The organism is Bradyrhizobium jicamae (assembly GCF_018130215.1).
Lineage (GTDB): Bacteria > Pseudomonadota > Alphaproteobacteria > Rhizobiales > Xanthobacteraceae > Bradyrhizobium > Bradyrhizobium jicamae_A.
In genome coordinates, this window is the sequence record NZ_JAFCKQ010000015.1 from 145,372 (window position 1) to 153,179 (window position 7,808).

Annotated in this window: 7 protein-coding genes; 2 read left to right on the plus strand and 5 right to left on the minus strand. The window is 65.9% G+C overall.

All coding sequences use genetic code 11. From position 1 onward, the window contains the following. Positions 1–42 precede the first annotated feature (42 nt). Positions 43–681 carry a 2-hydroxychromene-2-carboxylate isomerase gene (locus JQ586_RS18620; RefSeq protein WP_212396053.1) on the minus strand — a complete coding sequence of 213 codons (639 nt, stop codon included), beginning with the start codon at positions 679–681 and terminating at the stop codon, positions 43–45. 195 nt (positions 682–876) lie between these two features. On the opposite strand from JQ586_RS18620, the gene JQ586_RS18625 reads away from it, so the two are divergent. Then, entirely contained in the window at positions 877–1,377 is a 501-nt protein-coding gene (locus JQ586_RS18625) for a helix-turn-helix domain-containing protein (protein WP_212396054.1), read from the plus strand. A gap of 3 nt (positions 1,378–1,380) precedes the next feature. Here JQ586_RS18625 and JQ586_RS18630 read toward each other — a convergent pair whose 3' ends face one another. The 4 genes from JQ586_RS18630 to JQ586_RS18645 form a co-directional block, all read right to left on the minus strand. Beyond that, complete coding sequence (locus JQ586_RS18630) at positions 1,381–2,310, minus strand: GTP-binding protein (protein WP_212396055.1); 930 nt, start codon at positions 2,308–2,310, stop codon at positions 1,381–1,383. 2 nt (positions 2,311–2,312) lie between these two features. Then, the gene (locus JQ586_RS18635) at positions 2,313–3,806 is read right to left on the minus strand and encodes an amidohydrolase family protein (RefSeq protein ID WP_212396056.1); all 1,494 of its coding nucleotides are present in this window, start codon (positions 3,804–3,806) and stop codon (positions 2,313–2,315) included. Between the two features lie 151 nt (positions 3,807–3,957). Then, entirely contained in the window at positions 3,958–5,100 is a 1,143-nt protein-coding gene (locus tag JQ586_RS18640) for an epoxide hydrolase family protein (protein ID WP_212396057.1), read from the minus strand. A gap of 37 nt (positions 5,101–5,137) precedes the next feature. Then, positions 5,138–6,994, minus strand: coding sequence for an ABC transporter ATP-binding protein/permease (locus JQ586_RS18645; RefSeq protein WP_212396058.1), 1,857 nt, complete (start codon positions 6,992–6,994; stop codon positions 5,138–5,140). A 207-nt stretch (positions 6,995–7,201) separates the two neighbouring features. On the opposite strand from JQ586_RS18645, the gene rpmE reads away from it, so the two are divergent. Then, a complete protein-coding gene (gene rpmE / locus JQ586_RS18650; RefSeq protein WP_212396059.1) occupies positions 7,202–7,429 on the plus strand; it encodes a 50S ribosomal protein L31 in 228 nt (75 codons plus the stop codon). Positions 7,430–7,808: the final 379 nt, after the last annotated feature.

The following is a 7,808-nucleotide window of genomic DNA, read 5'->3' on the forward strand; positions in this document are numbered from 1 at the left end:
AGCGATCTTTCGAGCTTGATTGGTTGTTGAAGTGCTTCCGGCTCAGGCGGTCTTGCGCTGCCTTGCGTCCAGTTGCGCGATGATCTCCTCCTCGACCTCGCGCAGACGATCCTTGCCGAAAAAGATCTCATCGCCGACATAGAAGGTCGGCGACCCGAACGAGCCTCGCGCCACGGCGTTCGTGGTATTGTCGATCAGCTTCTTTTTCACATCGTCCTGCTGGGCGCGGGCGATGATGCGGTCGATGTCGAGACCGGAGGACAGGAACGCGTCGCGGAAAACCTGCGGGTCGTCCATCTTCTTCGGCTCCGCCCACATGTGGTGATAGGCGGCGCGGAAATAGGGCTCGAACAAGCCTTCGAACTGGGCCGCCACGGCCCCGCGCATCAGCATCAGCGTGTTCACCGGGAAGAACGGATTCATCCTGTACTGCGTGATGTTGTGGCGGCGCAGGAAGCGCTCGGTCTCGAGCGCGTTGTATTCGGGCTTGTTCCTGATCCCGCGCAGGGACTCGCCGGGCGAGAGATTGCCGGTCGCCTTGTAAACGCCGCCGAGCAGCACCGGGACGTAGTCGAACTTGACGCCGGTGCGCCGCTCGATGTCCGGCAACGCGAGTTCGGCGAGGTAGGCGTTGGGGCTGCCGAAATCGAAATGAAACTCGGCCTTGAGCGGAGCAGCCATGGAACGCCCTTCCCTTTGTGAGGCGCGGCGATTGCAGCCACGCGGTTGACCGTGCCGCGACATTAAGTTCTATTTTAGAACTGTCAATATGATATTTGTCATCCAATCGCTGCGATGGCAGCATCCTATTGAAACGACGTAGGTTCTGATTTAGAATTTATTTGCGCTGCCGATCGCAGATCGCTGGAGACGCCGATGAAATGGGATACCCTGGAAGAAGAGCCCTGCTCGGTGGCCCGCACGGTCGCAGTCATCGGTGACCGCTGGACCCTGCTGATCCTGCGCGAATGCTTCCTGCGCATCCGCCGGTTCGATGACTTTCAGGCGTCGCTCGGGATCACCCGGCATCTGCTCGCCGACCGGCTCAAGAAGCTGGTGCGGTTCGGCGTGCTGCGCAAGATTCCCTATCAGGACGCGCCCAAGCGCTACGAATACATCCTGACGCAGAAGGGACTCGACCTCTACCCGATCATCATGTCGATCGTGCACTGGGGCAACATCCACATGGTCGATGCGCGCGGGCGGCCGATGCTGCATCAACACAAGACCTGCGGGAAGATGTTCGATCCGGTGATGGTCTGCTCCGAATGCGGCGAGCCGCTGTCGGCGAAGTCCGTGCACGTGCATCCGGGACCGGGTGCGCGGAAATCCTCGCCCGTGCACGCCAAGGCCGCGGAGCGGGCGAAGGCGGGATAGACATCATCCGGCTTCGACGCATCCCTCCATGGTGCTGTCGATCTCGCCGCGCGACAGCGCTCCCATCTCGGCGATGAAGACGATCCGTGACCGCGGTGTATCGGGTGCGGGCGCTCCACCAGGGGCCAGCGTCGCGCGGCCGCCGGCGAGCTGAAACACCATCAGGCGCCCGGGCTGCTCGACCGTCTCGAACAGCCCCTTGGCCCGCGCCAGCTTCGGCGCCAGCCTGCCGATCGCCTGCTGCAATTGCGGCAGCCGCACCGGCCGTTCCGAGGTCCAGCTCAGCGTCTCGAACCGATCCAGCACGGGCTGCCGCGGCCCCGTTTCGCGCGGCGTCGGCGCGCGATCGAGATCGGCCGGAAACAGCAGCGTCGCCGGCACCTCGCCATGCACGGCATCGACGATCACCGCCGCCGGCCGCAGCGCGCGGACGGCATCGCGCATCCCGGCGTGGTGGGCCGCATCCACCAGATCGACCTTGGCCAGCGCCACCACATCGGCCGCGCGCAGCTGCGAGCGCAGCAACGCATCGTTCAGCTTCTCCGCCGGCTGCGTCGCGTCGACCACGCACAGCACGGTGTCGAGCGGCGCCTCCTGCCAGATCACCGGGTCCATCAGGTTGCGCACGATATCGGCCGGATCGGCCACGCCGCTGGTCTCGATCACGATCAGTTCGGGACGCGGTTCACGCCGCAACAGCGTGGCCAGCGTGCGCAGCAGATCGCCTTCCAGCGTGCAGCAGATGCAGCCATTGCTCAGGCTCACCACGCCGTCGCTGGCGCCCGCGATCAACTCCGCATCGATGTTGATCGCGCCGAAATCGTTGATCACGGCGGCGATGCGTTTTCCTTGCGCATGCGCGAGGAGATGATTGACGACCGTGGTCTTGCCCGCGCCCAGAAAGCCTGCAACGAGGAGGACCGGGACCGGCACAATCAGCTCGCGGCAGCGACGGGCCGGCGCACCGGCCTGCCGGGCCGGGCCGCGACATCGAGCACCCCGTCGCCGATCAGCGGCTGGCCGCTGACCACAAGATGCCGGACGCCTTCGGCCGGGCGGTTCATCGCGGTGAAGGTTGCGCGGTCGGTCAGCTTCTCGAAATCGAACGCGACGATGTCGGCGTCCGCGCCGGCCTGCAGCCGGCCCTTGCTGCGCATCGCCGGAGTGCTCTCCGATAGGATCTCCGCCGGGATCAGCGCGCATTTGCGGATGCCTTCCATCAGCGACACCGCGCGGCGCTCGCGCACCCATTCGCGGATGAAGCGGGTGAAGCACCCGGCCGACCGCGGATGCGAAGTGGCATCATCGGGCAGCGGCCAGGCATCGCCGGTGTAGGGCTTGCCGCTCGACAAGGTCCACGGCATCGCATCGGAGGCGATCGCGCCGCCGGGATAGAGCACCGCCATGTCGAGCAGATCGCGATGATGCGCGTTGTTCTCGGTATCGAGCACGTGCCACAACACCAGCGTGGACGGCTCCGCCGCCTGCGCCGCCAGCAACTCCTCGCGGCTGCCGAAGCGATGCCCGTCGGTCACGCGCTGCACCGAATCATAGCCGAGGCCGTTGCGCTCCTCGAACTTCGGATCGCTGAAAAATGCGGCGGCCAGCACGGTCGATCCGGTGCCATAGGGATAGGCCTCCACCGTGATCGGCAGGCCCTGCGCCTGCGCCTTGGCGATCAGCGCGACACAGCGTTCGATATCCGTCTTGCTCGAGGAATTGAAGTGACAGATGTGCATGTGCGCGCCGGTGGCGCCGGCATAGCCGATCAGGCGGATATAGGCTTCCGCCGCGCTCTCGGGGTCGATGCGCGACATGTAGGCGACATGGGTGAAGGTCGGCACGTTGTGGGCCGCCGCGAGCTGGCACACCGCGGTCAATTCCTGAACGCCGGCGCCCGGCGCGTAGGCGTTGAGGATACCGATGCCGATGCCGCCCTCGTTCAGCCCGCCTGCGATCCGGTCGAGGATGCCGCCGACCTCGGTCTCCGTCGCGACATTGTCGATCCAGCGGCGATCACGCATCGCGCTGCCGAACGATTCCAGCGAGCTTTCCGCATTCGAACCGGTCATCGCGCCGATGCGCGCGAACGCCCAGTTGGTGGCGGCGCCGTAGTTCAGCACGCGGCCCTTCTCGGCCTGGCGCTTGTACCAGGATGCGACCGGCAGCACGCCGGCCTCGAGATCGAGCGAGGTGGTGACGCCGTCGAAGGCCTGCATGCGGTCGGCCGGAATCGACTGGCCGTGCGCGTGGAGATCGATGAAGCCGGGCGCGACCACGAGCCCGGTCGCATCGATCTGCCGCTCGGCGCCACCGAGCCCGGTTCCTACGGCGGCGATGCGGCCATCGAGCACGGCCACGTCACCGATGGCATCCATCCCGCTGGCGGGATCCACCACCCGGCCGCCGCTGATCACCAAACCGCTCATCTCGCCGCTCCCTCGTTCCGACGAGACAGCAATAGAGCGAGATGTTCGCACCGGCAACGAGCGCAGCCGCGACCGAGCGTTGCGAGGCGCGCGGAGCAAGGCAATTTCCGCGTATGGAGGGGGATGGCCGCACGCATGGCGGGAGATTCGATCATCGCACCGTCCGGAAGAATGCGCGTATCTCGTTCGCCAGCGCCTCGGGCTGCTCGAGCGCCGGGAAATGACCGCCGCGCTCCATCGTCGTCCAGCGCGTGATGTTGCCGTACATGCGCTCGGCCAGCGAGCGCGGCGGCCGCAGGAACTCCTTGGGAAAATCGGCGTAGCCGCAGGGCACATGGATGCGCTCTCCCGCCGGAACCATCCACGGGCCGTGCAGTCGCGCGTAATACGGCCAGAAGCTCGAACCGATGGCGCCGGTCGCCCAGTAGAGCATGATGTTGGTTGCCAGCACGTCGCGGCCGAGCCAGGCGTCGAGATCCCCGTTGCAATCGGTCCACGACCTCAGCTTCTCCAGGATCCAGGCGGCCAGACCGACCGGGGAGTCCGACAGCGCATAGGAAAGCGTCTGCGGCTTGGTGCCCATGATCTGGATGTAGCCGGTCTCCTCCTTCAGCCAGTCCGCAAGCTGCGCGAAGAACGCGTTTTCCTCCGGCGTCGGGTTGTCGACCGCGGGCCGCTCGCGCGGGATCGTCAGCAGCGAGATCTGGATGCCGGCGACGTTCTCCGGATACGCGTAGCCAAGCCGCGAGCTGACGAACGCACCCCAATCGCCCCCCTGGGAGCCGAACCTGGTGTAGCCGAGCACATCGATCATCAGCCTCGCCAGCGTGTCGCTGATCTCGATGATGCTGAAGCGACGCTGGTTCGGCCGGTACGAGAAGCCGTGTCCGGGCATCGACGGCGCCACCACCGTGAAGGCGTCCTTCGGATCGCCGCCGAAGCGCGCGGGATCGGTCAGCATCGGGATGATCTTGCGGAAATCGGCGAACGAGCTCGGCCAGCCATGCGTCAGCAGCAGCGGCATCGGGTCGGGGCCCCTGCCCTCGACGTGGATATAGTGGAGGTCGATGGAGTCGAGCTCGACCGTGTACTGGCTGAGCTCGTTCAGCTCGGCCTCGTGCTTGCGCCAGTCGTATTCGTCGCGCCAATAGTCGACGAAGGACCTGAGATAGCGGAGGTCGGTGCCGTAGTCCCATCCGGGATCGATCTCGTCGGGCCAGCGCACCTGGTGCAAGCGACGTTTCAGGTCGGCAAGCGTCTGGTCCGGTATGGCGATTTTGAAGGGTTTTGGCATGTGTCGGTGAGCTTGCGACATTCATGCCCCCGCGTCCTCAAATCCCCTCGAATTGCAGCCGTGCAAGCCGCGCATAGAGGCCGTTCGCCGCGACCAGCTCGGCATGGCTGCCCTGCTCGACGATCTTGCCCTGCTCCATGACAAGAATGCGGTCGCAGGACAGGACAGTCGCGAGACGATGCGCGATGACGAGCGTGGTGCGGTGACTCATCAGCTCTTCGAGCGCGGTCTGCACCAGCGTCTCGCTTTCGGCGTCGAGCGCCGAGGTCGCCTCGTCGAGCAGGAGCAGCGGCGCGTCGCGCAGGATCGCGCGCGCGATCGCGATGCGCTGGCGCTGGCCGCCGGAGAGCGTCACGCCGCGCTCGCCGAGCTGCGCCTCGAAGCCGCCGGGCAACCGGCACAGGAATTCGGTGGCATGCGCCAGATCGGCGGCGCGCTCGACCTCGGCGTCCGTTGCGTCAGGCCGGCCGAAGCGGATGTTCTCGCGCGCGCTGGCTGCGAACACCACGGAATCCTGCGGCACCAGCGCGATGCGCCCGCGCACCTCGGCCGGATCGGCTTCCTTGATCGACACGCCGTCAAGCGAGATCGTGCCTGATTTGGGATCGTAGAAGCGCAGCAGCAGATGGAACAGCGTGCTCTTGCCGGCGCCGGACGGACCGACGATCGCGACCTTTTCCCCCGATCGGACCGACAGCGACACGCCGTCGACCGCGAGCGCATTCGGCCGCGTCGGATAGGCGAAGCTGACACTGTCGAAGCCGACATCGCCGCGCGGAGGCTGCGGCAGCGCGCGCGGCCTGGCGGGCGCCGCGATCTGCGGCCGGACGCGCAGGATCTCGAACAGCCGCTCGGCGGCACCCGACGCGGCCGAGACCTCGCCCCAGACCTCGCTGAGCTGGCCGAGCCCGCTCGCGGCGAACGCCGTGTAGAGCACGAACTGCCCGAGCCGGCCCGGGCTGATCGCACCTGTCAGCACGTCGTGCGAGCCGACCCAGAGGATCATGACCACGCTGGTGAACACGATGAAGATAACGATCAGCGTCAGCACGGCGCGCGCCTTGGTCGAGCTGCGCGCGGCCTCATAGGCCTGCTCGACCTCGCGGCCGAACCGCGCGTTGGCAAGCCGTTCGCCGGTATAGGCCTGCACGGTCCGGATGGCGTTGACGAGCTCGCTGGCATAGGCGCTGGCATCGGCGAGCGTGTCCTGGGCGTTGCGCGACAGCCGCCGCACCCATCGCCCGAACGCAACCAGCGGAATCACGATCAGGGGGATCGCGAGCAGCACGAAGCCGGACAACCGCGGGCTGGTGATCACCATCATCGCGGCGGCGCCGAAGAACAGCATCAGATTGCGCAGCGCGATCGAGACGGAGGCGCCGACCGCGGACTTGATCTGCGTGGTGTCGGCGGTCAGTCGCGACACCAGCTCGCCCGAGCGCGCGGAATCGAAGAACGACGGCGACAGCGCAACCAGATGCGCAAACACGTCGCGCCGGAGATCGGCGACGATGCGCTCGCCGATCGTCATCACGAGGTAGTAGCGCGAGGCGCTGGCGCAGGCCAGCACCGCGACAACTGCGATCATCACGCTGAAATAGCTGTTGATCATCGCGATGCCCTCGGGCGTGAAGCCCATGTCGATCATCCGCCGCACCGCGACCGGCACGATCAGCGTCGTGATTGCGGCAACCGTCAGCGAGATGAAGGCAAGGATCGCGCGGCCCTTGTAGCGCGCCACATAGGGCCGGAGCGCCAGCAGCGGCCGCAGCCGCGCGCGACTCTTTGCCGGCTCGGTGATCTGGCTCTCGATGAAGGCCTCCTCATCGAGCAGCGCATCGCGCGGCGGCTCGTGGGCGCCGCGAGGGGTTTCAAGCTGTTCGGCTACGCTCATTGTTTTAGACCGGTTCTACTGCCCCCAAATAGGCCCGCCGCCTCCGGCTGGCAAATGGACCGAAAGTCCCAATCCATTGACGGGCTTGAGCCGGGTTGCCGGGCAGGTTTCTTGGCTTGTTTTGGGGGTCTCCATGGGGTATAGAGCCGCCCAAATCCCGTATCCCAGATATCTTGAGACGGGCGCCGGCGCGCCGAAGGAACTGCCATGAAAGCCGATATTCATCCGAATTATCATACGATTAAGGTCGTCATGACCGACGGCACCGAGTACCAGACCCGGTCGACCTGGGGCAAGGAAGGCGACACGCTGAACCTCGACATCGACCCCAAGTCGCATCCGGCCTGGACGGGCGGCACCCAGCAGCTGATGGACCGCGGCGGCCGCGTCTCGCGCTTCCAGAAGAAGTTCTCGGGCTTCCTCAAGAAGGACTAAAGCCCGAAATAACGGCCCCCTCGCGGGCGGACCCCGACGCCCCCTTCGCGGGGGCGTTTTTGTTTTGGGGCGGCAGTTGCCCGATGTTCGGTGTTGTCCCGGCGCAGGCCTGGACGACACTGAATGTGCGGCGCGGCCAGTGACTCATACGCTCATATTCTCGCGACATGAATTGCCCGAGCTTTGCATCTCGTTTCACCCTCTCTCGGTAGGGAGGGCGCAGGGAAAGCCGGGTGCCGATCGCACCCATGGGCCCCGTGCAATGTAGAAAGCACGGGGGTAGGACCACAGGTGTAACCGGAGCAATCCGGCTTTCCCTGCGCGATGGGTTACGGCTTATACGTGCTCTCCCCGGCGAGACTGGGCTTTTTTGTCACCG

What these genes read in the sequence shown, in the direction of transcription:
- JQ586_RS18620 (WP_212396053.1), bottom strand. Translation starts at nt 681, where the DNA reads ATGGCTGCTCCGCTCAAGGCCGAGTTTCATTTCGATTTCGGCAGCCCC.
- JQ586_RS18625 (WP_212396054.1), top strand. Translation starts at nt 877, where the DNA reads ATGAAATGGGATACCCTGGAAGAAGAGCCCTGCTCGGTGGCCCGCACG.
- JQ586_RS18635 (WP_212396056.1), bottom strand. Translation starts at nt 3,806, where the DNA reads ATGAGCGGTTTGGTGATCAGCGGCGGCCGGGTGGTGGATCCCGCCAGC.
- JQ586_RS18640 (WP_212396057.1), bottom strand. Translation starts at nt 5,100, where the DNA reads ATGCCAAAACCCTTCAAAATCGCCATACCGGACCAGACGCTTGCCGAC.
- JQ586_RS18645 (WP_212396058.1), bottom strand. Translation starts at nt 6,994, where the DNA reads ATGAGCGTAGCCGAACAGCTTGAAACCCCTCGCGGCGCCCACGAGCCG.
- rpmE (WP_212396059.1), top strand. Translation starts at nt 7,202, where the DNA reads ATGAAAGCCGATATTCATCCGAATTATCATACGATTAAGGTCGTCATG.